Below are 25,067 nucleotides of genomic sequence, written 5' to 3'. Positions count from 1 at the left end.
CCATAAAAACGATATATCATGCTTAAAAGAAAAAAAGAAAGTCCGGAAGCGGGAGGAGAACAGTTATTCCGCAAAATGCCGGGTCAAAAGGAAGTTAATCTGGCTGAAGTAATGGATGGATATTCTAAACTTCTTATTGATGATCCGGTAAGACCATTCAGAGAAGACAAGCTGCAGGCCATTGAAAACAATGTAGATTATGGAATTCTGGCTGCACTGGAGGGTACCTGGGTAAGCTATAATGTCAATTACAATAAAGATGTTCCAAAACCATCATTAGCAAGCGGAGTACATACTACCATCATGCCTTCCCCCGGAACCAATCCAGGAACGATACCTGGAAAATTTGCTTTTACCAGTGAAGAATATATTGAGAAACTGACATTTTCCATCGTTCCCGGAGGAGTACGCAACCGCGGCGGTGCCAGTGAACTTTTCTGCGGAGCAGTTAAATATGAACAAAGCATTAAAAGTGTTAATGCTGTCCCAGGGCCAGATGCCCTGAAATATACACCTATCCACGAAGAAAATGGAATGTACCTATGGCTGAGTGATGTCTATAATCATGCAGCAACGAAAGAATCTATTGAAAGAGACCGTGGTATTCATGCCATTTCAACAGAGGATGCTAAATATGGATATACCGGCGAATACAGAGATGAGCCTTTGTTAAGGATAACACCAGACGGAGAAGCCAATCCACAATATATTCTTCAAAGCCAGTTGCAACCGGGACAACCTTATTATGAGATTATTCCGGCACAGGAAATAAAGCCGGGAGCTGGGCTTGACGGTCCTTATTTTATCCCGGACTACTCTATCTCCCGAAGCGGAGTAATTCCTCATGGCAGCACTATTACTTTGCTTGGAGATATCATCCCTCAAAATAAAGATAAAAAAACGTATTATTTAATTGAAGGTTCTCCCCAATTCCCTTACGGTAAAGAGGCCTGGGAAACCAATCATCTTTCAATTTCACGTACAATGGGTAATGCAGGAGTAACTCCCCAGGAAATCATTGATCTTGATCAACCAGCGCCTGAGTGGGTTCATCAAACTCTAGACGATAAGAATGATGAGGGTTCAAACAAAATTTATACCCAGAGGATACTGGCTGATGATTTATATCCTTACTCTGTGCGCCCTGATTTGAGATTAAGAGATACGCTAAGAGGTCAACACGTCAGCAATTATGTTCATGTAAGAATGTCTTCCAAAATGAAAACCGGAGCACAGGGAGGAGTTTTAAATGTTCCTTTTGTCAACCGTTTCGTTCCGACTGTTGAAGTGGATATGGATATGTGGATTGAAACAGTAATTGAAGATGGAAAAGAAATTCTTCAGCTTCAATATGAACAAATTGTATTCTTTGAATTTGATTTCGGGAACGACGGAGGTACTACAAGCTGGCCTCACATTCAGGTTAATACCCTTCGTAAGATACAGGACATTCCTGAGGATCAGAGAAAGGTTATTGAAGAACAGTTTTATAATACCAACGGAAATTCTGATGCAGCCTCAGGATGCCCTTATCATAAAGGATAGATTACAGTATCATAAAAAAAGGGACAATAATTTGCCCCTTTTTTTATGTTATTTACAATAGATTTATAGATTATCATGGGTCTGTTCTACCATGAAAGATATTGCCTTTTTGATTTTTTCCCGTCCTTCAGGTGTATTGGTATCTATACCACAGAAAAGGCTGCCATTCAGAGATGCAAACATATTAAGGTAGTACAGTCCTGAAACCATGATGGCCATAATAGAACGGTAGGTATCCATTTTATCTTTGAAACGTGATTCCATTAATAATTTGAAGATATATTCTCCATTTTCTTCCTGAGTATCAATCAGTTTTTTTAATGATTTTCGGGGCTCAGAAATAGTCCACAACAATAGTTTTTGAGCTTCTTTATTGGCGTATACATAATCAAACTGTGAAAGAAGCATATGCTCTATAAATTCTCTGCCTCCATCTTCAAGATTCGGTTTCATCTTTTCCACTTCCTCGCTGGTTACTTTTACCCAGAAGTCCTGGGTACGAACATATTCGTCCATGAGGCCATCCATCCCGCCAAAATAGGTATAGATCATTTTCTTATCTACCCCGGCAGTTGCAGCGATATCATTAATCTTCAATCCTGCATATCCCTTCGTTTTCAGTATTTTTCCTACGGCATCCAAAAACTTTTTCTTGCTGCGTTCCTTATTCCTAATACTACCTGATGCTGACTTTCTTTCCATGACTAAACATTCAATATACAAGTTTAAGGATTTTTTTTATCATTTTAGACACCAACAAGTGTCTAATTTAATCTATTTGTATATATTTGCAAAAACTAAAACCATTCTATATACAAAACACTATTGAAGTTGAAAAATTAAAAACTATTCAGATTGTATCGTTAGTTCCCTCAGTTTAAAATATTTCGAACATCAACGACTGAGGTAAAAACACAACCAACAGCATCATTTTTCTATAGTGATGCTGTTTTTTCAACTCAAAAAAATGGAATGATATTAAATAAAATACTTTTTTATAGATATTTCTTACCATTTATTCTTTTTAGGAAGCATATACTTTCTATAAAATAGAAATTCTGTTGTATTTACAGGTTAAACCTATTGAAAAAGATTAATTAAAAGAAATTTTTACTCTTACAACAAAAAATAAAATACTGAATTTCAAAACATTAAATAAAATTAAGAAAATTTTCACCATTTTACACACTACACAGTGTCTTATTTTATATATTTGTACAAACTAAAACCAACTATATATTTTAAAACACTATTAGGTTGAAAAATAAGACAATCAAATTGTATTATTGAGTTCCCATACTTTAAGACAATTTCAAACACGAAACAACTAAGGTAGAAACACAACTTATAGACAGACCATTAGATTTCTAATGGTTTTGTTTTTTTAAAGGGAGTTTAATTTTCAAATTGAAGAATTCTAGAGATTTTCGTAGGTATGATGCAACATGAAAGTAATGGCTTTTTTGATCTGATCCCTTCCCTTAGGCGTGTTGACATCTATCCCACAGAAAATACTTCCATTAAGAGAGGAAAACATATTCAGGTAATAAAGTCCTGAAACCATAATGGCCACAATAGAGCGTACATCTTCAGCATTATCTTTAAAATGTGCATCCATCAAAAGTTTAAAAATATGCTCTCTATTTTCTTCCTGAGTTTCTGTAAGTTTTTTTAAAGATTTGCGGGGTTCCGATAAACACCAAAGAAGGAATTTTTGCGCTTCTTTACTGGAATAAACATGGTCAAATTGAGATAAAAGCATTTCTTCCATGAAAGACTTCCCTCCATCATCCAATTTGGGCTTTATTTTTTCAATCTCTTTAATGTTTACTTTGCTCCAGTAATCCTGTGACCGGATGTACTCATCAATCAAGCCGTCTATACCTTCAAAATAAGAATAAATCATTTTCTTATCCACCCCTGCCGTAGCAGCAATATTATTCACTTTCAAGGCAGTATACCCTTTCGTTCTCAGTATCTTTCCCACTGCATCCAAAAACTTTTTTTTACTGCGTTCCTTGTTCCGTATACTTCCTGCTACAGACTTTCTTTCCATGATAAACTTTCAATCGTACAAGTTTATGAATTTTTTTTCATTTTAGACACTTTTTAGTGTCTAAATTTATATATTTGCATAAACTAATAACCATTTTTATAACAGACAATCAGAGTTGTGAGGTTGAGAGAGATCAGATTGCACCGTTAGTTCCCTCAGTATACGTATTTTACTATTCAATACTGAGGTAAAACATTACTTCAGCAGCATCATTATTTATGTAATGGTGTTGCTTTTAGTAATGATGAAATTTTTAGCGGTCGCTTATCATCTTGTCGTCTTTATATACTTCCATCTATTTTTTACAATTTTATTATTTTCTTATAATGCCGTATTCGTAAGGGTTTTCTTAAGGTTTCGAATTGCTGATCAAAATATTTTTCATTTTTTTAAATTTTTAGACACTGTGAAGTGTCTTATTTTGTATATTTGTTCAAAACTAATAACCATTTTACATAGAAGCACCATTGGAGTTGGAAAAATTAAAAATTTCGAACAAAAGCAACTAAGGTAAAAACACTAAATGCTGCAGCGTCATGAGTTCTCTAATGATGCTGTTTTCATTTAGCGTACGTTATTTTCGTTTTAATGTAGAGAAAATTGTATTTACCGGGAAGCCGGTATTAGAATAGTTGATATGAAGAGAGACTGTCCGTGGACAGTCTCTTATTTTTTAAGGTAGAAGTTATATTAACTTTTTGCTTTTTCGTCTGTAAAAAACTGAAAACCATCCTTCTTCTCAATAAGCTGCATTGGATATAATGAAGGATTATATTCGCCATTCAAAACTTCATTCAGCGCATGTTTTTTGGATTCACCAAATGCAATAGCCAGAATATGATCCGCGTTATTAATAATAGGAGCAGTCAACGTGATTCTGAACATTTCCTGAGGCTTAAGATAATAGGCAGACACCCATTTTTCTTTTTCATTTAAAACTTCTTCTCCCGGAAATAATGAAGCAGTATGACCGTCATCACCCATTCCCAGCAGGATAAAATCAAAAATACCTTCATCACCAAGAACAGTTCTGATCTGCTGCTCATAAGCCTTGGCATAGTCTTCAGGAGTTATTCCTTCAGCATACATAGGAAAGATATGATTTTGATCTACCGGAACCTGATTAAGAAGTGCCTCATCCGTCATCCGGAAGTTGCTTTTATCATCGTTTAAAGGAACCCATCTTTCATCTACCCAAAAAAAGTAGACTTTATTCCATTCTATCTGTTCTTTATATTCCGGTGTTGCCAGTAATTTGAAAATGGCTTTAGGTGAAGAACCTCCACTTAACGCCACAACAAAACGGTCTTTTTTCTGAATAGATTTTTTTGAAAGGTCAACAAATGCATCTGCAGCCTTTTTGTACAGTTTTTCCAGATCGTCAAATACTGTAATATTCATTTTTTTGTCTGTTTAAATTTATATTGTTTTATACCCAGCTATGCCCTTGTCTTTCCACCAAAGCATTAACGTCTTCCGGCCCCCAGCTTCCTGCTTTATAATTCGGGAAAGATAAATCTTTATTGTTTTCCCAGGCTTCCTGGATAGTTGTGACAACATCCCAGGCTTCTTCCACCTGATCGGAACGCATAAATAAAGTAAGATCTCCTAAAAGAGCATCCTGTAACAAGGTTTCATAAGCTTCCGGAGTATCTTCTTTACAGGCAAAATTATCAAAAATCATTTCTGCAGGTTTCAAATCCAGTGTCAGTCCAGGTTTTTTGGTCATGAACTGCAGCCTGATATCCATCATGGGCTGAATATTAATAATAAGCCTGTTTGCTGATAAATGATGCGGACTGTCTGAGAACGTTGAATGAGGAAGCGGTTTAAACTGGATGGTAATGTAAGAGTGCTTTTCTTTCATTTTCTTTCCGGTACGGACATAGAAAGGAACATCCTGCCATCTTTCGTTATCCAGATAAAATTTTATGGCTGCAAAAGTCTCTGTATTGGAATCCGAAGCAATTCCATCTTCCTGGCGGTAGCCTTTCACTTCCACTCCGTTTATGATTCCTTTGGCATACTGACCTCTTACCGCATAATGATCAACCTGATCGGAAGATATTCTACGGATAGATTTCAGAACATCAACTTTCCGGTCTCTGATTTCACCAGACTGCAATGAAGCCGGTGGTTCCATAGCCACCATACAGAGAATCTGCAACAGGTGGTTCTGAATCATATCCCTTAATGCTCCTGTCTGTTCATAGAAAGCTCCTCTTGTCTCTACCCCAACTTCTTCCGCTACTGTAATCTGTACAGATTCTATGTATTTATGATCCCATAACGGTTCAAAAATTGAGTTTCCAAACCTGAATGCTAATATATTCTGGACTGTTTCTTTCCCCAGATAGTGGTCGATACGATAAATCTGTTCTTCTTCAAAAGTTTTAGCCAAAAGACTATTCAATTCAATGGCTGACTGTTTATTATGACCAAAAGGTTTTTCAATAATAATTCGATCTCTTTTCGGATCAGAAGCCAATGATGTCGTTTTGATATGATTGGATATCGTGGTAATAAAATTAGGTCCGATGGATAAGTAAAATAACCTGTTTGCTCTTATCCCATACACGGAATCAAAATCCTGCAATTTTTGCTGTAAATTCTGATAAGAACTTTCTTCATCCAGCTGATGCTGAAAGTAAGTAATATGAGCCTGAAAACCTGCCCAGTCTTCAGAAGTTACTTTTTTTCTTGAGAAACTTTCAAGGTTTTCTCTGATATAATTTCTGAATTTTTCGTTGGTATTTTCTGCCCTTCCCAATGCTACAATATTAAAGCCTTTGGGCATTCTGCCATCGATATATAAGTTATAAAATGCCGGAAAAAGTTTTCTTTTTGCCAGATCTCCTGTAGCACCAAAAATAACGATAGTTGTTGGCTGCAAGATTCTATTTTGATTCATTTCTTCCGAATTTTTAATTGTTTGCACTTTGCCAAGAAGTATGGAAAACTCCCTCTCTGTCAATACGCTGATACGTATGAGCTCCGAAATAATCACGCTGAGCCTGGATCAGATTCACAGGAAGAGATTCTGTAGTATAGGCATCAAAATATCCCAAAGCCGTCTGGATTCCCAAACTTGAGATTCCGTTGGCAACGGCATATCCTGCTGTTTTTCTTAAAGCTTTGATTTTTGATTTTACCAGTTCTGAAATTTCTTTATCAAGCAGAATATTAGAAAGGTTAGGGTTTTGGGTATAAGCAGAATAGAATTTCTCCAGCAAAACTGAACGGATAATACATCCTCCTCTCCAGATTTTCACAACATCTTTCAATGGAATTTCAAAGCCGTATTCTTCAGATGCTTTTACCAGTAAAGATAAACCTTGTGCATAGCTGATTAAGGTAGAAAGGAAAAGCGCATCGCCTACTTCCTTAATGAATAATTCTGTATTTTCCGGCTTTGTAATTTCGTTATCGGCATATATTTTTGAAGCCTGAACTCTTTCGGTTTTATAGGCAGATAAAATTCTTGAAGTTACAGCAATATCAATAGTAGGAATAGAAACTCCTATTTCCATAGCCTGCTCAGAAGTCCATTTCCCTGTTCCTTTCGCTCCTGCCTTATCTAAAATCTGATCTACAAGATAGCTATCTGTTAATGAGTCTTTTTGGGTAAAGATATCTCTGGTGATTTCAATAAGGAATGAGTTCATTTCACCATTATTCCATTCTTTGAAAACCTGATGGAGCTGTTCGTTATTTAGACCTGCTCCTCTTTTAAGAAGATCATAGGCTTCACTGATCAGCTGCATAATTGCATATTCAATACCGTTATGTACCATTTTCACATAGTTTCCGGCAGATCCTTTTCCCATGTATGCTGTACATGCTTCGTTATCTACTTTTGCAGCAATAGCTTCCAGCATTGGTTTCAGAAGTTTGAAGGCTTCCGGATCACCTCCCGGCATTATACTTGGTCCTTTTCTGGCCCCTTTTTCACCTCCTGACACTCCCATTCCCATAAAATGCAGTTTTTTGGATGCCAGATCAGCCACACGTCTGTTGGTATCTTCAAAATAAGAATTCCCTGCATCAATCACGATATCACCTTCACTTAAAAGTGGGGTAATATTTTCCAGCACAGCATCTACAGGTTTTCCTGCAGGAACCATAAGAATAATTTTTCTTGGAACTTCCAGTGCGGATACGAAATCTTCTAAAGAGCCTGTACCTTTTACCTTCATTTCTGAAGCAGCTCCGCCTTCTAATTCTTTCACTTTTTCCTGATCAAGGTCGAATCCTGCGATTGAAAACCCGTTGTCAGCAATATTATAAAGCAGATTCCGCCCCATTACTCCAAGGCCAACCATCCCATAACTATATCTTTCCATTATATTGGTATTAATATGAATTTTGTTATACAGACAATAAAATTACGGAAATGCCTATTATGAAAAAAATAAAAGGAAATAAAAAGTTGAGAGCACTTTTGTTTTTCTCTCATTTATAAGGCCCTAATATTCACATTTTCACATGATTTTGTGTTTACAGAATAAAATTCGATCATTAATATGGGAATGATCTATTAAAACAGTCTGTTTTTTGGCATAATTAAACTTATATTTGCCAAAATTTATAAAGTAATGAACTATAAACTTGAACTCAACACTCAGGAGCCTAATTCTAAAATCGTTTTTAATAATATCATATTTGATTCGTTCAAGATTAATATAGTTGAAAGATATATCGGGTCAATGAAGGCTCGTCCTACATTATGCGAGGTTTTATTTAAAGTAAGAACTTTAGATAATGTCATTATCAACAGAAAAGACGGTAATATAAGAGTAAAGATAAAGGGTGATGATTTTGAAACATATCAGAAATTATCCAGAGACCTGAACTCTTATGAATACAAAAACAAACTGATTAACAGAAAAGAGGTGGAACAGAATTATGTTCATTTCATCCTGAGTTTAGTAATTACAAATTATCAGCTTAATTAAGCTGTTCCGGGCATTCTCCTTCTATCATTTTGCAGAAGGAGAATGTTCAGAAAACAATACACAGAAAGCAACCGGTTTTTAATTAAAAACGGCAAGTTATACTGAGCGTTCTATTTTGATTCTCAGCCATTTCGAGCTGGAAACATTTAAAAAAGTATAGTTTAAATCAAATTATTCGTTATTACGTAGGATATTGCCTCGATGATATTCTTCACTCCAATTCTCTCAAACAATTTGCTTCTGTGAAACTTTATGGTACTTGGTGACACAAACAATTGTTCTGCAATTTCTTCTATTTTTAATCCTTGAAGATAAAGCCGTATTATTTCTATTTCCCTTAATTTTAGGGCAACTTTAGATTCTTCTGTCCATTTTCCAGTGAAGAGATTATACTTCCAATAGGTTTCTGAGGTATTAGAAACGATCCTGATATTTCCCGCAGACCGGTTAAGAGAATAGGACACTACACAGACTATTTTGGAAATTTCTCCATCATCAAAGAGTTCTATAGGTGTAATCTTATGATTGACAAGCACATCTACACTGTTGGCATATTTAAGATGAAAATCATAGGTAATGGTATGTACTTTTTTTTCTTCAGGTGAAAGACATTCAAAAAACTTTAATCCGTTGGTACTTACTTTCTTTAATATGTCAAGATCTGCCTTCTTGGTGTATTTACGAAAAAAATTATAACCCATCTTTTCAACTTCAGCAGCACTTAAACCAGAAAAAAGAAGAGGATTCTCAGAAATAAACTCTAATTTTCTTGTTTTAAGATCTGCAATATAAACACAGCCCAGACTGGTTTCCGATACCGCTTTTAGTACATTAAGATACTTCTCTGATGCCTTTCCGGCATGTAATGAATTATTTTTATCACTCATATTTTTGACATGATAATAAGATATAAAACTTTTTTATTAGGTGACTTTTGCAAACATATTCATAATTAAGCTAAATAAAAAATCTATCAAAACTTAATTATAATTAAACTAAAAACTATAAATCATTTATTTTGATAATAAAAAAATCTATACAACTTCATTTTATTACATTTTCAATACCCATAAAATTACATTTTCACACTTGTAGGGAGATAAAAAAAGAGAAAGAATGGAAGAAAAATATTTATATAAATCATTATTTTTAAATGAAACTTGTATTTTTCTGTTTTGAAAGTATTTTGGGAAGATCAGTTTCTTATTAATTCATCAATCTTTGATTTAAAACTATACAAAAGTATAGTCATATTAAGTTTTTATTAAATTATTTTTACCCAAGTCACAATCATAAAAACTAAACTAAGAAAACTATATAAAAATGAAAGAAATCAAAACACATTAAAAAATACAACAACCCATGCAGTAAAGTGAGTGATTTTTATAAAAAAATATAAAAAGACCACCAACTCTGCAGCTGCCATTATTCCCACCTACTTAGACCCTACTACTTTTCTGTTTATCCGTTGATCACTTTTTATAAAAAGAGGTGATAAGGAAACATGATAATACACTTTAAACCAATTATTGTCTCTGTGATTGAAAAACTGAGGATTTTTCTATTGATTTCTGAACCAAATCTATAGAAGAATTCCCCATTTCTTTCGAAGAAAAACTTAAGTAAATTGAATAACAGACTCTAACTTAAAATGAAACTATATGAGAAAAATTCTACCCATTATCTTATTTTTAATGACTTTTGCACATGCCCGGGGGCAAACCTGTGCACCAGTTCCAGTGCCGTTCTTACAGTCATTCAGTAGTGGAGCACTTCCCACATGCTGGATCAGCCAAAACCCCTCTTCCACTTCTACAAACGCTAATGTTAAGTGGAAATTTTCCGGATCAGCCGGATATGGAGCCACCGGAAACGGAGGGAAACCTGCCGGAACTTTTGCATGGGTTGATGCATCTTCACCTTATGCAGGTGAACACACAGTTGAACTGATAAGCCCTCAGATCAACTTAGCGGGGTTAACCAATCCTTATATCAAATTTGAATGGTTTAAAGACCATTTAACCGGACTCAACGGTACAATACCTGCTGCCGACAACAATCAGCTAAAACTTGCTGTAAATAACGGCTCCGGATGGATACAGGTCTGGTCTGGTGATACCAATTCTCCTGAATGGAGAACAGTTGGTGTTCCTCTGGCAGCAAGCTATGTGGGTGCAACCATTCAATTAAAATTTACCGTTGATAAGGATGTAGCAGGAAATGGTGATTTTTATGATGATGTATTATTAGATGAAGTTCAGGTAATACAAGCTCCTACATGTTTTGAACCTGTTACTCTGCCTGTATCTAATATTGCACCTACTTCTGCAACACTGAACTGGGCTGCTCCCCTTGCTCCTGCACCAGCTCCGGCCAATGGCTATGAATATTATTACAGTACAAACAGTACTCCTCCTGCAGCTGCAACACCAGGCACACCCAATCCCGGAACAAGTGCTAACATCAGCTCTCTGACTTCGGGTGCTACCTATTACTGGTGGATAAGATCTGTCTGTTCTGCAACGGATAAATCACCATGGGTTGCAGGCGCTCCTTTTACTCCAGGGCAGATTGGAGGAGGTACGGCTACTCATGCTTTTTTACCTGTATATTCCTGTTCAGGATTTAATTATTCCCAACAGATTTATTTGGCTTCAGAGATTGGAGCCGCAGTAGGAACCAATAATTATATAACAGCCATCAGGTTTTTTGTTTCCACAACTGCAGCAACCCAAGCTAATTACAATCAATGGGTAGTGTATATGGGGAATACTTCACAAACAGATTTTGCAACCACTTCAAGCTGGATCTCTACCCCATCTTTAACACAGGTATATTCTGGCACTTTACCGGCAATGGTAGCTGGGACATGGGTTGAAATTCCTCTAAGCACACCATTCTTATGGGATGGTGTAAGCAATGTAGTGATAGGTGTTGATGAAAATTCAACAGGAACATCATGTACCGCCAACTGGGGAAGTTATTCTGCAGGAAATAACCGTGGGATGATTTATTATAATTCAACGACCAATCCGGATCCGGCAAATCTTCCAACTGCAACAAGCAGATATGCTGTATTACCGAGGTTACAATTGACAGGAACAACGTTACCAAGTTGTACCAACACTCCTCCAGCCAATATTGCAGTAAATAATATTACAGCAACTTCAGCCAATGTTACCTGGACTGCCACAGCCAATGCCACATATGTTGTAAGATACAGAATACCTCCTTCCCTTACGTGGCAAACAATCAATGTAACAACTCCTTTTACTAATAGTGTAACGCTTACCTCTTTAACTGAACAGACCCAATACGAGGTAGAGATTGCAACCATTTGTGGAACGCAAGGGACATTTTCTGCTCCTGTAGGTTTTACAACACCTGCACTGACTTACTGTAATGGAGCAACGGCAACAGTTACGAACGGTTATATCAACAATATCACCATGATTGGTACGAATGTACCTTTAACCAGTAATAACTCAGGGCCAACAACGTATACGGATTATTCTACAGATCCTACAAAGACCATTACACTCCTGAGAAATTCAGTTAATAATACACTGTCTGTAGGAAGGTCAATTATATCAGGAACTTATTCTACCAATGCATGGATAGATTTTAACGGGGATGGTATTTTTGATAATAATCCGGCAACGAGTCCCGGAGGAGAAAGAATCATGAATCTTGGCTATTCAAGCACCACTCCCGTTAATGCTACATTTGATGTTCCTGCCAATGCCTATCTGGGAACAAGTAAAGTAAAAATGCGTGTTATTGTATATTCTCTCACTCCAGCCAATGCCTGCGGACCTTTCACCAGCAATGGAGAAGTGGAAGATTATTATGTAAAATTTATAGATTTACAGCCTTGTACTACAGCTGCTCCTACTACTATTGCGGTGAATAACCTTACTCATAATTCTGCCTATGTATCATGGATTCCTACTGCTAATGCTACTTATATTATCAGATGGAGACAAGGAAGTACAGGAGCATGGCTTCCATCTGCAACAGGACAGACACTTCCGGCAGGACAAAGCTTTTATACCATAACAGGACTCACCGAGCAAACCGGATACCAGGTGCAAATTGCAACCATCTGTAATGGAAACCAGGGAGTTTTTTCTCCAAGCGTAAGTTTTACAACTCCACCGTTAACGTATTGCAGTATGACCGGAACAGGAATTAACGATTACATTTCAAATGTGAAAGTTACCCCTGTCAACTTCCCGGTAATGGATAACCCATCAGTTCAAACAAATTATATCAGTTACACATCTGCTGCTACCCTTATTAATCTTGAAATCGGTTCTCAGGGAAATCAACTGTCAGTTTCTAAAGAATGGGCAGGAACTCAATATGCCGATGCTGTCAATGCATGGATCGATTGGAACAGAGATGGAGTTTTCACAGATGCTGAAAAAATAATGACGTCTGCTGCCAGCACCACCACTCCAATAACAGCAACTTTTGATGTTCCTTCAACAGGAGTTTATACAGGATCTTTAACAACAACGATGAGAGTGGTAATGAAACGAACCAGTGCTCCTGTAATGTGTGCAGATGCAGCCAATGGTGAAGTAGAAGATTATGCGGTAAGATTAAGACCATGCAGTAATGCAACACCCGGAAATCCCGTACTCACCAATATTACCCATAACTCTGTAAATATCAACTGGACAACTGCTACTAATAATAATGCTTTTATTTTAGAATACAGACCTGTTACAAACCCTGTTTCTGCATGGGTTCCTTTAAACCTTTCTGTTTTAGGAGGGAATCCACCTGTAACAATCAACGCTTTAACTCCTGCTACGACTTATGAGGTAAGAATTGCAGCGGTTTGTGGCGGTACAGGAATCGGAGTTTACACGCCTATTAAAACATTTACAACGAGATGTGATCCTACTCCACCATTTGTAACGATAAGTAATGTAACGTCAAACTCAGCTTTGATCACCTGGAATCCGGTTGTTCCAAGTGCCTCTTATATTTTAAGATGGCGTGAAGTAGGTACCGGCCCATGGAATACACCAACGATCCCTCAACCACCTGCAAATTCATACACGATTCAAAATCTTGATTCATTTAAAACGTATGAAGTACAGGTTGCCAATATCTGTAATGGAGAAACAACAGCCAATCCGTGGTCTAATCCAAAAGTATTTACCACAGAAAGAATATGTGAAATTCCTCCTCCGGGGCTTATGATCACTCAGATTATGCCAACAACGGCAGAGGTTGTATGGGATCCTTTTCCGGGAGCCACTTATATACTGAAGTACAGAAAAGTAGGTATTCCGAGCTGGACAGAGGTTGTAGTTCCTACAAATACTTACACCATTACTGGCTTGCTGGAGCTCACTAAATACGAAATGCAGGTAGCCAATATCTGTAACGGAGTACCGGGAAATTTTACAAAACTGTATTATTTTACAACTCCAACCGTCATCTACTGCCCGATGTCAGCAGCCAATTCTACAACAGAATTTATTTCAAAGGTTAATGTAAAACCTAATGGCAATAAGGAAATGATTAATGAATCTCTTGCCTCTACGTATTCAAATTTCACAGGAAATCCTTTAAAGTTTATTGATTTAATTCAAGGATCAAAAGGTAATCAGATTACCATTGATAAAACGTTAAGTTCAGGAACTAACGCTGGTGTTGCAGTCTGGATCGATTTCAACAGAAACGGAGAATTTGACATCAATGAAAGAATTCTGGCAGACGGACCTAATGGAACCCCAACAGCAAGTACAACTTTCTCTGTTCCTGACAATGCCTTCATAAGTATGACAGATTATAAATATGTTGTGATGAGAGTCGCTTTACAGAAGGACGGTATTCCTGTGAACTGTACGAATTTCAAAGAAGGTGAGGTGGAAGATTATACGGTCAGAATATCTAAACAACCTGTACCAAACTCTCTAAATCAGGCAGATATCCACATTTATCCCAACCCGGTAAGTTCAGTATTGTATGTAAAAAACATAAGCTTCAAAGCTCAATATAAAATTTACAGTGCTGCCGGAAGATTGATATCAAGTGGAATCATTCTGAACAATGCCATTGATGTGAGCAATCTTATCCACGGGATGTATATGATCGAGATAGAAGATGGAGGAATAACCGTTCAGAAGAAGTTTATTAAAGAATCCTAATCTCTTTTGTCAATGAAATTTCAATTTTTAGAATCAAAATTCTGTAATTCATGAAAAACATTATATTTAGTTTATTATTTATCCTAATGAGCATTCCTATTTCGGCTCAAAGGGATACAGACCATTGGTTTGCACCTTATTACGCCTCCACAAGTTATACGCAGGCATTATATCTGTCTACCGACTCTGCCACCCCTTTTGTTGTTACAATTAATAATAACAATACTCCGATTGGCACTGTCACAATCAGCAAAAATGCTCCGCAAACCTTTGTTGTACCCATATCTGCTATCGCCGCCAATGTTACATCAGACGCTTATAGTGTTATCACTAAAGGGTTACATGTACAAGGGACAAAGCCGTTCTACTGTTCATTAAGAATAGTAAGCAATACTACACACGCCGAAATTATAACCAGTAAAGGGAAAGCCGGGATTGGTAAAGAGTTTTACGTGGCCGGAACTCCTACAACCTCATCACTTACCGGATATAATTTCACAGCAGGAATACTGGCTACAGAAAACAATACTTTAGTAACTGCTACATGGAGTGGAAACGTGACGTTCTTTGGAGCAGCACCAGCTACCAATACACAGACTATTACTCTTAATAAAGGACAGTCTTTTATTTTTGCAGGAGGTCCTGGAACGGGAGGTCAAAACCAGTCTGCTTTTATTGGAGCCAAAATTGTTTCCGACAAACCCATTACGCTTACCAATGGAAATGTCAATGGAAATTTTGGAAATAATACAAGTTCCGGATCTGATGCCATCCTTGATCAATCTGTACCAACAGAAAGGCTTGGAAGTACTTTTGCCATGGTAAGAACCAGATCTTCCTCTGATGATCTGGAAGGAGGTATCATTATTGGAACGGAAGACCATACCCAGATATTCATTAATGGTTCTACTACACCTATCGCAACGATCAACAGTGGTGATTTTTACAGGATCACAGGAAACAATTATGTTCAGCAGGGAAATTCCGGACATTTTAATATGTTTATAACGACTTCAAAAAATGTTTATCTGTATCAATTGGTTTCAGTAAATAACAGCAGTGCTACCTGTGGTTACAACTACATCCCACCATTAAACTGTTTTTTACCCAGAAAAATTGATGAAATCGGAAAGATCAATGAAATGCCAACCGGCACAGGTACCACAAGTACTGTTCCGAACGGAACTGTAGTAAAACTGAATATTTTAACTGAAGCGGGAGCCAATGTAACCGTAAACGGAGTTCCGCCACTCGCTTCAGAAGGTCCTTTTCCCTTAACAGGTAATAACAGCTGGGTAACGTATGCCATCCCTTCTATCACCGGAAATGTAACGGTTATTTCGGATAAAGCTGTAACTGCAGGGATTAATGGAGGATACAGCACGTCCGGATATGGAGGATATTTTGCAGGGTTCTCTTCTATTCCATTAATTGCAAAACAGACAGGAGAATGTATTCCTGGTATTGTTTTGGAAGTGGATGACAGCTATGATAGCTATCAGTGGTATTTGAATGGCAATCCTATTACAGGAGCCAATGCAAATACTTACACCCCTCTGGTTTCCGGAAATTATACCGTAAAAATAGCAGTAGGATCTTGTACTCCGGCCATCACCCCGGTTTACAAAGTGTTTACATGTCTTGAAGAGTCTACTAAAGCAATGACTGTCTGCGAAGGCTATCAGGCTATAGTCCCTCAGTTTACCAATTCAACTCAAAGTTATGTTTCGAGTACAGTAACTATTATTACACCTCCGGCAAACGGTACCGCAACCATTGATCCGGCGGGAGTAATTACTTATGTTCCTAATTTCGGCTATATGGGTACAGACACTATTGTTTATAAGTTTTGTGGAAACAATCCTGATTTTACAGATTGTGAACAGGTAACCTTAACCTTAACGGTTTCTGAAAGCCCTATCGTTAAAGATGCTGCTCTAACATCTTGTTTTGAACCATCTAATCCTGTACTGGGTGTATTCAACTTAACCTCAGCAGGAGTAAACGTACAACCTGGAACTATTAAACAATATTATCCTTCTCCTGCTGATGCCCATAACGGAACCAATGAAATTCTGACTCCAGCTAATTATCCAGCACCAGACGGAGTGGTTTATATTAAGGTAAGCAATGCCAACGGATGTTACAGAATTGCCGAAGTAACGCTTACCGTTATCCCTCCTACCTATTCAGAGGTACTAAAGGATAAAATTATCTGTATGGAAAATACCACCACACTGGATGCCGGCCCCGGATATACGTCTTATCTATGGAGTACGGGAGCAACAACACCATCCATCAGCAATGTGGGAGTGGGAACTTATTGGGTAGATCTGAAAACGAGAGAATGTACGACAAGACAAACCGTAAAGGTTTATCCATCAGAAAATCCTGTAATTTCAGATATTAACATCAGCAATAATACGGTTACCCTGACTGCCATTGGAGGAACAACACCTTATCAGTATTCGATGGATAATATCAACTGGCAGAATGAAAATGTATTTACCAATGTTCCGCGTGGCAGCAATACTTTTTATGTAAAAGATGCTTATAACTGTACTCCTGTAGAGGTAGAAATTACAGTTCCCAATCTTATTAATATCATTACGCCTAATGGTGATGGAATAAATGATGTACTGGATTATTCTGCTTTGGCCGGGAAACCTAATTTCACATTCAGTATTTATGACCGATATGGAAGCAAGATCCACGAAGGAAGCAAATTAAACGGATATCAATGGGATGGCAGCATTGGCGGCAAGAAAGTATCTACCGGCAACTACTGGTTTGATATGGGCTGGAATGAGACCAACAAAAAACAGACTCCGATAAAATATACGGGATGGATCATGGTAAAAAACAGAAATTAATTAAACATTTAAATATCAATTTTAATTATGAAAAAGCTATTATATATATTTCTCGTGTTCTTTTCAGGTATGCTCATCGCACAGAAAAACACCCATGTAAAGTTTGCTGTTTACAATAACACCATCGGAACTGCCAGTATGTTTGATCTTTATAAGGACAGTATTGAAAAGGTACACGTTTTTAAAACCAAAGCCAGTTTACCTCCTCATTTAAAGAAGTTTGACTATCTGGCTGATAACGGCCTAATAGAAATAAAATTTAAAAAAATGCCGGCTATCCAGATAGTTTATCTCTGGAAATGCTGAATGAGCAGAACAATCTGCCCAAAGACAGACCTGTATTTATTGAAGGATATCAGTTTAATGATACCACTACCTTAGTTTATAATGAAATGATTGACAACATTGAACTTATAGATTCCAACGGACAGAAAAACATCCATATTTCAACTATAAGAAATTAATTACTGATATCAATCGGAAGTTAATTTAAAAGCAGAGACTATTTCGAAATGAAATAGTCTCTGTTGCTTTTCACAATATTCTTAATCTTTATTTCAATAGTTTTGAAAACCATATATAAATGTCCATATCACCGGGGATATTCAGTTTTCCTTAGATTGTATTTCTTGGTCTGCACGGTTCTTACTGAGGTGTGGGTATATTCAGCAATATCTTAATTACAATATGAATACTATCCTTCTACCACACCACTGAAACCACCTACGTATCACATACACAACATAGCAAAAGCGCAAACAAAAACCATTTAAATTACAGAATTACCAATTACTTTTGTCCGAAAATTATTCTATGCTTTTATATAAAGTAGAAAATTGATCAAAGTTTAAAAGATAGCCCATTATAAAATCTTATCACATAACCCCTAAAAACCCCATACATAATATGAAAAATTTATTGTCGGTTTAGGTTATTGATGCTTCCGGAAAAACAGTTAAAACGATTGAACAGTCTTCATCTCAGTTGTATCTGAATGATTTAAAAACGGGATTATATCTTGTTACTTTAAAAATGATAAACGGAATTACAAAAACGATTAAAACAATTAAGAAATAGCACTTTTTTCAGAATCAGAAAATAGTTTTTAATATTTAGGATATCTTCTGCCTGCAGGTTTGTGTTATTTTCTGCAGGTATTTTTAAACGAAACGTTCAAAACATATTTTACTTGCACAGAGGCTATTTCATTAATGAGATAGCTTCTGTTTTTTATGACTATTTAAAGGTTTATTTCAGCAATTTGGAAAACCATACATAGATATCCATATCACCGGGAATATTCAGTTTTTTCCTTAGATTATATTTTTTGGTCTGTACGGTTCTCACTGAAGTAAAAGTATATTCAGCAATTTCTTTAGTAGAAAAATTCAGATAGATGTAGGCACAGAATCTTATTTCTGATATTTTTAAAGGAAAAACTTTCAGCAATTCTTCTGAAAAGTGCGGATAATACTCATTGAAACGGGTTAAAAATTCAGGATTATTTTCTTTGGCAAGCTGTATAAGTTCTTTAAAAGCACTTTCATCTACAGATGGCTGATGAGGGATATCAATTTTATCCAGATTTTTACTTTTGTGCTTTCTATAATAATACAGGAAAAGAAATATAAAAAGAAGACATGCGGCAATACTCAACGACAGGATGAAGAAAAGTTTTTTTGTTTCCTTCTTTCTATTGCTATTTTCCAATTCATTCTGTTTATCTACAGCATCATTCAATGTTTGTTTTTGTCTGCTGTTTGAAGACTCTATATCCAACAGCCAATTCGCATAATAAGCGATACTATCTTTCTGTCCTGTGCTTTCATACAGGTTCTTCAACTCCATTGCGACCGACTTTTGATAATTCTCGCTTTTATAATAATTATCAGCAATATTTTTACAGATCCATAAATGATGCTGGGCTTCAGGAATTTTATTAAGAGATTTAAAGTACCTGGAAGCATAATACGAGGTAATGTATTGTATCCCTATTTCATTGATCTTTTTCCCATTCTGGATGGCTTCCTCAATATATATTCTTGCAGAATCAGGTTTGTTGAGCTCAAGATACATTCCGCCAAGATACGGTGAGGTTTTATAACTGTTGCTCAATCTGTTCTTGTCTATCCTATAGAGATTATTTTTGTTTTCCCTGTAAATTTTAGAATACTTATATGCTGTTTTATAATGTTTTAATGCTAATTCTTTTTTATTAATTTCATTGTATATTCCTGCGTACTGCCAGTTAATCAGATAAATAAAATAAGCATTATCGGTTTCGTTCACTTTATGATATATTTCGTCCAATTGTTTCAGAGAAGTCATTCTTTCTCCTAATTTCTGGTATAGCAGTGACCTTTGAAGATGGAGATAAAATATAACCTCAAAATCTGTATCTGAATTGATAAGGTTTTCTTTTTCCACTTTATCAGTATAATAAAAAGACCTTTTCATATCACTGTTCCGGTTGTAGATATTGGCAATTTTAAGATACCCTAATGCAACACAATCATTATAAGAATTTTTCTTACACACCTTAATAAGACTGTCAATCTTCTCAATTTCCTTTGATCCGGCAGTAGAAAATTCGATATCAAACAGCACATTCTTTAATTCTTCTTCTGTATGCTGTGAATAGAAAAAGGAAGAAATAAAAAAGAATAAAACAGTCAGTTTTTTCATCATAATATGATCAGAATTAAAATACAATATTATACTACACTATTACTATATAATAAAAAATACATACGTATTACATACACAATGTATGAAAATCTCAAAATATCATTGTTTGTAATACAAAATTAGCAATTACTTTTGAATACCCGAATATTATATTCATTCTTCGCAATACCACTATTTAAATACCTAATTTTTAAAATGAGAAAAACTCTATTATCATTATTTTTGATATCAGGCTTCTGTCTTTCCAATGCCCAAAGATGGGAAACCTCTTCACAAAAAGTGTCTGAGATCAGAAGAGAGGTAAAAATCAAGTATGCTTACAAAACTGATATTAATGCGTTAATACAGTTATTAAAAAACGCTGAGGAGACCGGCGCCAATGCAAGAGCAGTAACGATTCAATTACCAACGGCAGAAGGAACCATAGAAAAGTTTGCGGTGTACAGCAATCCTGTGATGGAAAAATCCTTGGCTGAAAAATATGGATTAGGATCTTATGTAGGAGTGGGAATTGATGACCCCTCAAAATATGTAAGATTCAGTACATCCCCTACAGAAATACAGTCAATGATTATTAAAGACGGTATCTTCCAGTTTATAGAACCTGTCACAACAGATAAAAAAACCTATGGAGTATTCTATAAAACCGAAAGAACAGAGTCTGAGCATGGCTTTAGCTGCAGTATGGAAGGCAAAAAGGAACTGGACATCAAATCTTTAAAAAATTCCGGAAAAAATAAACTTGCCGGAATCAATATTACCGGAAGACCTGCCGCATCTATGTACAGAACCTACAGGCTTGCCTTGTCTGCAACGGGTGAATATACTACTCATTTCGGAGGGATGGCAGGAGCTGTTGCCCAGATGAATGCTACTATGACTCGTGTCAATGGTGTTTTTGAAAAAGAATTCGCAATCCATCTTACCATACAGAATTTCCCCAATATCATCTATGCCAATCCGGCCAATGATCCATACACCAATGATTTGAACGGGCAGCTTCAACAAACCTTAACTGCTCAGGTAGGCAATGCCAATTATGATATAGGACATGTCTTTAATGCCGCCGGAGGAAATGGAAATGCAGGATGCATAGGATGTATATGTACCAACCCTACCGCAGCAGAACCGTTAGGTAAAGGTTCTGCGTTTACACAAAATCAGAATCCTGTGGGAGACACCTTTGATATTGATTATGTAGCTCATGAAATGGGACATCAGCTTGGAGGTAATCATACATTTTCTACAGTTACTGAAAGCTCAGATGTCAATATAGAACCGGGAGGAGGAACAACCATTATGGCCTATGCAGGGATCACAGCCAATAATGTTCAGATGAACAGTGATGCCTATTTCCACTATTCGTCCATCAATCAAATCCTTAACAACCTTGAAGGTAAAGTTGGGTGCGGCGTAGCTGAAAATATTGCCAATAATGCACCAGCTATTACCCCGCTGATTTCCTATACTATTCCCAAAGGTACAGCCTATTACCTGGATGCCAATGCAGTAGACGCCAACGGGGATCAGTTTACCTATAACTGGGAACAGTATGACAGCGTGGGCTCTACAAGCTCAATCTCAGGAGACAGCGGCTGGGGATTCAATCCTGAAGGTTCACTTACCCGTTCTTTTCCTGCAGTGGCTTCGGGAAGAAGATATTTCCCTAGCCTGCCTGTTGTAATGAGTGGTAAACTGACGAATAAAGACACATGGGAAACAGTTTCATACATTCCCAGAGTATTACATTACGCGGTAACAGTACGTGATAATAACCCGAACAGACCTTTAACGATTTCTGCAGAAAATACAGTAACCGTTGGAAATGACGGACCTTTCAAATTCAAAGGATTAACTCCTTCTACTACGTTGTATAATAATGCTTCCAATACCATTTCCTGGGATGTTGCCAATACCAACCTTGCTCCCTATAATGCTGCCAATGTAAAGATTGAATATACAACCGATCTGGTTAACGGATCAGCATGGACAGAACTGGTGGCTTCAACGCCTAATGACGGAAGTTTTGAAATACAGATGCCTGCTGCGCTTCAGGGAAATATTAAACTGCGAATTTCAGCAGTAGGAAATATATTTTATGCCGTTTCTCCTACAGTGACCGTAGGAAATGCTCCCGCTTCTTTAAATAATCCACCAACGGGACTTACCGCGTTCGATAATGATATATTAAAAACCTCAGCAACTGTTTCATGGAACCATGTACCGGGAGCAACCTATTCCGTGAATTACAGGAAAGCAGGAACAGCAAACTGGTCCAATGCTGCCAGCCCGGTTAGTTCTGTGCTATTAAATAATCTTGAAGATGAGACCTCTTATGAAGTTCGTGTAGCCACTGTGATTAATAATGTTCCCGGAGCATTTTCTCCTGTGTATAATTTTAAAACAAAAGGATTGCGCACCGGATATGATTACTGCCTGATGACTACAGGAGGAAACACTACAATCAGTCCGTATTTCAGTGGAATATTAAGAGTGACTTTAGCCAATGTGGATTTAGCTGGAAATGGGACAACCGTTCAGCACGCTTATAAAGATTATTCGGAAGACCCTGCCAAACTGATTCAGCTTACTCAGGGTGCGCAATATAATATGAACTATATTGTGTATGCTAACCGCGCCGGAGGAAACTATCAGGATTGGGTACAGGCATGGATTGATTACAACAGAAACGGAGTATTTGAAGCTTCAGAAAGAATTGGGATTAACGGCGCAGCTCCTGATGCCAATAAAAGACATCAGGGAAGTTTTGCATTTGCAGTTCCGGCCAATGCTTACAATGGTGACAAAACATTAAGAATGAGAGTAGCCAGCGGATTTTTCAATGCTTCAGCTGATGCATGTGCAAGTCCTTTCGTAGATGCCAATGGTGATATTATCTCTCATGGTTCGGTATGGGATTTTTCTGTAAAGATCAATGCAGCACTAGGAGTTAAGGAGTCCGTTCAGTCATCTTCTGATCTTGAAATCTACCCTAATCCTGCGGATACATTTGTAGAGGTAAAAAATCTGAAAGGTAAAGCTGATTACAAAATTTACAGTGCAGACGGAAGACTTGTTCAGGAAGGAAAACCGGACGGAAAAAGAATCAGTGTTGCCTCATTGATCAAAGGAGTGTATGTGATCACGATAAAAGATGATAAGGCGACTTATCATACAAAACTAATCAAGAAATAGTTGTAATAATTAGTGTACCGTGTACCTGTAGGTTATACGTGATGCCTGCAGGTACTTTTCTAAGTCAATTAAAAAAATAAACCCAGTCATTAACTCATAGTAAATCAAAATCTCTAACAAAGTAAATAAACTAACATTTTCATTTTAAACACCTTTTAATGCAGTACCTGCAGTATAGATTGGGTTTCCTGCAGGTACTTTTAAAAGGTTTAATAATTAAAAAACGGATAAAGAAAAGTATATAGCTCTATATTGATAAAAAAACATTTTTAATCATCGTTTGTGTTGTGTACCTGCATGATAAGTGGTTTTCTGCAGGTACCTTTTTTAAATAACTCTCAAAAAATACTCTATGATAAAAAAACTACTCTTTCTTATATGTACTGGTTTTTCAGTGTTATCATTCTGCCAGTCTGATGAGGTTCTGTTTATAGGAAACAGCGTCACCTATTTTAATGACATGCCTGAAATTTTTAAAAATATAGCGGCTTCAAAAGGGAAAAATCTATCTGTAACAACACATACTCCCGGAGGAACCGGATTTGTGAATCATGTAGATGATGTTTCATTGTATCAAAAGATAAGATCTAAAAACTATAAATACGTGATCATGCAGCCCGGAACTGCGGAATCTGCAGGTCATTCTTACCCTGTTTCTGTAACCGCTGAACGCGGCCGTAAAATCAGGGATTCTATTCGTAAATACAGTCCTTGTTCTAAGATTTTTCTGTATGAAATTCCCTATGGAGTTCCATCTGCCAATGAATACAACACCTATTTTGCTTTTCAGAAAAAAATTAAGGATTCCATTACGAAGATGTCTAACCTGATGCAGGTGGAAATGGTTCCTGCCGGAGAATCTGCAAGACATTACTACAATTCTTCCCAGGATCTGGCTCTTCACGGATCTTATAACGATATTCATCCTGGACCTAAAGGAAGTTATCTTGTGGCAGCCACTATGTATTCTGCAATTTTTCAGGATCATGTATTTCCATCCACTTTTTATAACGGAATGCCTCAAAATACGGCCGAAAACTTTCAGAATATTGCAGATCTTGTTTTTTTTAATAATCCGCCACAATGGAATAGTAATACGTTTCACCTTCATTCGGATTTTATAGCAGGAATTAACGGAACAACTGTAAATTTCACCAATCATTCCGCCAATTACACATCTGTATCATGGAACTTTGGCGATGGCATCACCGATTCTTCATTGAATCCTGTTCATCAATATACTGCCCCGGGAACTTATACAGTCTCACTTACGGTCAGCAAAAACTCCTGTGCAGAAACATTCAGCAAAACAATTACTATTGGGTCTTTGGGAACTGCGGATATGAATGTACAGCCTGAGCTTATATTTTACCCTAATCCTGTGAAAGATGTTGCCTATATCATAAGTAAGGAAAAGGTAAAAGAAATAATCATTTACAATAGTGAAGGAAGAAGGGTTTCCAGCATCTCAGGTACGGAAATCGCTGATCATAAGATAAATTTTTCACAGTATCAGAAAGGAATGTATATCGTAAACATCATTTTCCAAAACAATCAACAAAAAAACATCAAAATATTTAAGTAA

The 25,067-nt window shown here is 36.7% G+C and carries 16 protein-coding genes; 9 read left to right on the top strand and 7 right to left on the bottom strand.

Annotated features, from left to right (window positions below; translation table 11 throughout):
• Nucleotides 1-18: 18 nt before the first annotated feature.
• Nucleotides 19-1,545 carry a peroxidase, FMP-type gene (locus KBP46_RS01130; protein ID WP_216444423.1) on the top strand — a complete coding sequence of 509 codons (1,527 nt, stop codon included), beginning with the start codon at nucleotides 19-21 and terminating at the stop codon, nucleotides 1,543-1,545.
• A gap of 63 nt (nucleotides 1,546-1,608) precedes the next feature.
• Here the strand turns inward: KBP46_RS01130 and KBP46_RS01125 are convergent, their stop codons facing one another.
• From KBP46_RS01125 to gndA, 5 genes are all read right to left on the bottom strand, one after another.
• Entirely contained in the window at nucleotides 1,609-2,247 is a 639-nt protein-coding gene (locus KBP46_RS01125) for a TetR/AcrR family transcriptional regulator (protein ID WP_062675193.1), read from the bottom strand.
• Nucleotides 2,248-2,962: 715 nt separating this feature from the next.
• Complete coding sequence (locus tag KBP46_RS01120) at nucleotides 2,963-3,601, bottom strand: TetR/AcrR family transcriptional regulator (protein ID WP_216444422.1); 639 nt, start codon at nucleotides 3,599-3,601, stop codon at nucleotides 2,963-2,965.
• Nucleotides 3,602-4,291: 690 nt separating this feature from the next.
• Nucleotides 4,292-5,002 carry a 6-phosphogluconolactonase gene (gene pgl / locus KBP46_RS01115; RefSeq protein ID WP_120231526.1) on the bottom strand — a complete coding sequence of 237 codons (711 nt, stop codon included), beginning with the start codon at nucleotides 5,000-5,002 and terminating at the stop codon, nucleotides 4,292-4,294.
• A 28-nt stretch (nucleotides 5,003-5,030) separates the two neighbouring features.
• Nucleotides 5,031-6,512, bottom strand: a complete 1,482-nt coding sequence (zwf, locus tag KBP46_RS01110; RefSeq protein WP_120232218.1) for a glucose-6-phosphate dehydrogenase — start codon at nucleotides 6,510-6,512, stop codon at nucleotides 5,031-5,033.
• Between the two features lie 13 nt (nucleotides 6,513-6,525).
• A complete protein-coding gene (gene gndA, locus KBP46_RS01105; RefSeq protein ID WP_062675196.1) occupies nucleotides 6,526-7,944 on the bottom strand; it encodes an NADP-dependent phosphogluconate dehydrogenase in 1,419 nt (472 codons plus the stop codon).
• Between the two features lie 252 nt (nucleotides 7,945-8,196).
• Here gndA and KBP46_RS01100 point away from each other — a divergent pair, with 252 nt between their 5' ends.
• A complete protein-coding gene (locus KBP46_RS01100) occupies nucleotides 8,197-8,556 on the top strand; it encodes a hypothetical protein (RefSeq protein WP_034696561.1) in 360 nt (119 codons plus the stop codon).
• Between the two features lie 161 nt (nucleotides 8,557-8,717).
• Here KBP46_RS01100 and KBP46_RS01095 read toward each other — a convergent pair whose 3' ends face one another.
• Nucleotides 8,718-9,443 carry a response regulator transcription factor gene (locus tag KBP46_RS01095; protein ID WP_216444421.1) on the bottom strand — a complete coding sequence of 242 codons (726 nt, stop codon included), beginning with the start codon at nucleotides 9,441-9,443 and terminating at the stop codon, nucleotides 8,718-8,720.
• 774 nt (nucleotides 9,444-10,217) lie between these two features.
• On the opposite strand from KBP46_RS01095, the gene KBP46_RS01090 reads away from it, so the two are divergent.
• The 5 genes from KBP46_RS01090 (at nucleotide 10,218) to KBP46_RS24090 (ending at nucleotide 18,676) form a co-directional block, all read left to right on the top strand.
• A complete protein-coding gene (locus KBP46_RS01090; RefSeq protein WP_216444420.1) occupies nucleotides 10,218-14,726 on the top strand; it encodes a fibronectin type III domain-containing protein in 4,509 nt (1,502 codons plus the stop codon).
• 50 nt (nucleotides 14,727-14,776) lie between these two features.
• Nucleotides 14,777-17,599, top strand: coding sequence for a T9SS type B sorting domain-containing protein (locus KBP46_RS01085; protein ID WP_216444419.1), 2,823 nt, complete (start codon nucleotides 14,777-14,779; stop codon nucleotides 17,597-17,599).
• Nucleotides 17,600-17,626: 27 nt separating this feature from the next.
• Complete coding sequence (locus KBP46_RS01080) at nucleotides 17,627-17,905, top strand: hypothetical protein (protein ID WP_216444418.1); 279 nt, start codon at nucleotides 17,627-17,629, stop codon at nucleotides 17,903-17,905.
• Nucleotides 17,899-18,063, top strand: coding sequence for a hypothetical protein (locus tag KBP46_RS01075; protein ID WP_216444417.1), 165 nt, complete (start codon nucleotides 17,899-17,901; stop codon nucleotides 18,061-18,063). The genes KBP46_RS01080 and KBP46_RS01075 overlap by 7 nt, the downstream gene beginning before the upstream one ends.
• Nucleotides 18,064-18,583: 520 nt before the next feature.
• Nucleotides 18,584-18,676, top strand: a complete 93-nt coding sequence (locus tag KBP46_RS24090; protein ID WP_367397891.1) for a hypothetical protein — start codon at nucleotides 18,584-18,586, stop codon at nucleotides 18,674-18,676.
• Nucleotides 18,677-18,847: 171 nt separating this feature from the next.
• Here the strand turns inward: KBP46_RS24090 and KBP46_RS01065 are convergent, their stop codons facing one another.
• A complete protein-coding gene (locus KBP46_RS01065) occupies nucleotides 18,848-20,287 on the bottom strand; it encodes a LuxR C-terminal-related transcriptional regulator (RefSeq protein WP_216444416.1) in 1,440 nt (479 codons plus the stop codon).
• 195 nt (nucleotides 20,288-20,482) lie between these two features.
• Between KBP46_RS01065 and KBP46_RS01060 the strand changes: the two genes are divergently transcribed.
• Nucleotides 20,483-23,482, top strand: a complete 3,000-nt coding sequence (locus KBP46_RS01060) for a reprolysin-like metallopeptidase (RefSeq protein ID WP_216444415.1) — start codon at nucleotides 20,483-20,485, stop codon at nucleotides 23,480-23,482.
• Between the two features lie 352 nt (nucleotides 23,483-23,834).
• Nucleotides 23,835-25,067, top strand: coding sequence for a PKD domain-containing protein (locus tag KBP46_RS01055; RefSeq protein WP_216444414.1), 1,233 nt, complete (start codon nucleotides 23,835-23,837; stop codon nucleotides 25,065-25,067).

The sequence above is a fragment of the Chryseobacterium sp. PCH239 genome, from assembly GCF_018924625.1.
Lineage (GTDB): Bacteria > Bacteroidota > Bacteroidia > Flavobacteriales > Weeksellaceae > Chryseobacterium > Chryseobacterium cucumeris.
This window is presented reverse-complemented; position numbering and strand designations above follow the sequence as displayed.